The following is a 2,398-nucleotide window of genomic DNA, read 5'->3' as shown; positions in this document are numbered from 1 at the left end:
TCTGGGCCTGGGTGGCCTGGTGGCCGGTCGCGCAGGCGGGCTCGGCGGCATCGGCTGGAGCAACACCAACGAAGGCAAGGTGATCGCCGCGGCCTTCTACGACGCCCACAACAAGCTCGTCAACCAGGTCCAGGCCCTGCAGGCTCGCCAACTGCCGCCCCCTGTGGCCACCAACACCCGATCTCAATGAGCCAGGAACCCGCCCACAAGATCCCTCAGTCCGTGCTGGTGGTGATCCACTCACCCGAGCTGGAGGTGCTGCTCATCGAGCGCGCCAAGCAACCCGGCTTCTGGCAGAGCGTGACCGGATCGAAAGACCACCTGGACGAAGACTGGGTGCTGACCGCCATCCGCGAGGTGGCCGAAGAAACCGGCATCGCCATTGGCTCGCCCGCAGTGCCCGCCTCGGCCTTGCGAGACTGGGCGCTGGAGAACATCTACGAGATCTACCCCGTCTGGCGACACCGCTACGCGCCGGGGGTGACGCACAACACCGAGCGGGTCTTCAGCCTGCAGGTGCCGCGCGAGATCCCCATCAGGCTGGCGCCGCGCGAGCACACGCAGCACGCCTGGCTGCCCTGGCAAGAGGCGGCCGACCGTTGCTTCTCGCCCTCCAACGCGGAGGCCATCCTGATGCTGCCCCGGCAGTTGCAGAACCGATGAAAACCACGGGGAACCCGCCCCCAGATGCGCGCCGTGGACCACCCCACTTCGGGTAAGGTTGAATCCCCGCACCTCTGCTGACGACCGTGCTCAACCCGCTTCAGTCTTCGCTGCTGCCGCCGTCGACCCAGGGCTCCTCCTGCCTGCGCGTGGCGACTTACAACATCCACAAGGGCGTGCGCGGCATGGGTCCGTCCAAGCGCCTGGAGATCCACAACCTGGGCCTGGCTGTCGAGGCCATGGACGCCGACATCGTCTGCCTGCAAGAGGTCCGGCGCTTCAACGAACAAGAGGCACGGACGTTTTCACGAACACAGTTCGGGCCGATGGCCTGGCCCGCCGAGCCGCAAGCCGACTACCTGGCCCCCGAAGGCTACGAAGTGGCCTACCGCACCAACGCCTTCACGCGCGGCGGCGAACATGGCAACGCGCTGCTGGCGCGCTGGCCCATCGGCGACATCGGGCACCACGACGTGTCCGACCACCGCTTCGAGCAGCGCGGGCTGCTGCACGTGCCGGTGCGGTGGCGGGGCATCGAGGTGCACGTGGTGGTGGTGCACCTGGGGCTGATCCACGCCAGCCGCGTGCGCCAGGCAGAGCGCCTGGCCCGTCTGGTTCACGAATCGCTGCCGGCGAACGCGCCGGTGGTGATCGCGGGTGACTTCAACGACTGGAGCGAGAAGCTGGACCCGGTGTTCACCGACGCCGGCCTGGTCCGAGCTTGCACCGCAGACGTGGCGCGCGTGCCCACCTTCCCCTCGATCGTGCCGGTGCTGTCGCTGGACCGGGTCTACACGCGGGGGCTGCGCTGCACCTCGGTGATGGTGCCCCGAGGTGGCACCTGGGCCAGGCTGTCGGACCACCTGCCCCTGGTGGTCGAACTCGAGCTGGGTTGAGCGATGCAGGTGTCGCCGGCCGATGCCGACCTGGACACGCTCGAAGGCCTGGCCTGGTACGTTCAGAGGCGGCCTGTGTTCACGGGTGGCAACGAGGTGCGCCTGCTCAAAGGTGGAGAGCAGCTCTTCCCGGCACTGCGCGACCGCATCGACGCTGCTCAGCACAGTGTGTGGATGGCGTTCTACATGGTCTCGCCACAGGGGCAAAGCAGCTGGGTGCTGCAGGCCCTGATGCGGGCCGCCAGGCGCGGCGTCTCGGTGCACCTGGTGGTCGATGGGCTGGGCTCTCGCGATGCACCGGCCAGCCTGTGGAAGGACCTCACGCTGGCCGGGGTGAAGCTGGCCACCTACCGCCCCACACGGGGCCTGGGTGCGCTCGTGTTCGACACCAGCCAATGGCGGCGCATGCACCTGAAGATCGCGGTCATCGACCGGAGCCAGGCCTTCATCGGCGGCATCAACCTGATCGACGACCGCCACGACCTGCACCATGGCTGGTCACAGCAGCCTCGACTGGACTACGCCGTCGACGTGAGCGGCCCTGCCATCACACCCATGTTGCACGCGGTGCGGGCCATCTGGACGCGTGCGCAGTTCGGCGTGGACTGGCGCGATGAGCTGCCCCAATTGCCCAAGGCAGCCAGTGACCTGCAGAAGTTCCGCCGCTTCAAGCGACTGCTCGACCAGGCGCGCATGCGCCTGTCTCCGCGCGAGCAAGGGCGCGTCGAGCAAGCCGCGCAGTTGTTGCACGGCTCGCGCTGCGCTTTTGTCATGCGCGACAACCTGCGCCAGCGTCGCACCATCGAGCTCGCCTCGCTGCAAGCCATTCGGCAGGCACG

General features: G+C 67.9%; 3 protein-coding genes and 1 pseudogene. All 4 read left to right on the top strand.

Annotated features, from left to right (window positions below; all coding sequences use genetic code 11):
* Positions 1–190 (top strand): annotated as a pseudogene (locus B2W70_RS05905) (curli production assembly/transport component CsgG); the annotation flags it as partial.
* Positions 187–663 (top strand): dihydroneopterin triphosphate diphosphatase, encoded by a 477-nt coding sequence (gene nudB / locus B2W70_RS05900; protein ID WP_286743785.1) that lies wholly within the window; start codon positions 187–189, stop codon positions 661–663. The pseudogene B2W70_RS05905 and the gene nudB, both read left to right, overlap by 4 nt.
* Before the next feature lie 86 nt (positions 664–749).
* On the top strand, positions 750–1,559 hold the full coding sequence (locus B2W70_RS05895) for an endonuclease/exonuclease/phosphatase family protein (protein WP_286743784.1): 810 nt from the start codon (positions 750–752) through the stop codon (positions 1,557–1,559).
* A 3-nt stretch (positions 1,560–1,562) separates the two neighbouring features.
* On the top strand, positions 1,563–2,398 hold an 836-nt coding region (locus B2W70_RS05890; RefSeq protein ID WP_286743782.1), incomplete at its 3' end, for a phospholipase D-like domain-containing protein.

It is taken from the genome of Aquabacterium sp. UBA2148 (assembly GCF_002328915.1).
Taxonomy (GTDB): Bacteria; Pseudomonadota; Gammaproteobacteria; order Burkholderiales; family Burkholderiaceae_C; genus Aquabacterium; species Aquabacterium parvum.
Note: the sequence above shows the minus strand (reverse complement) of the source record. Positions and strands in the feature narration are given on the sequence as shown.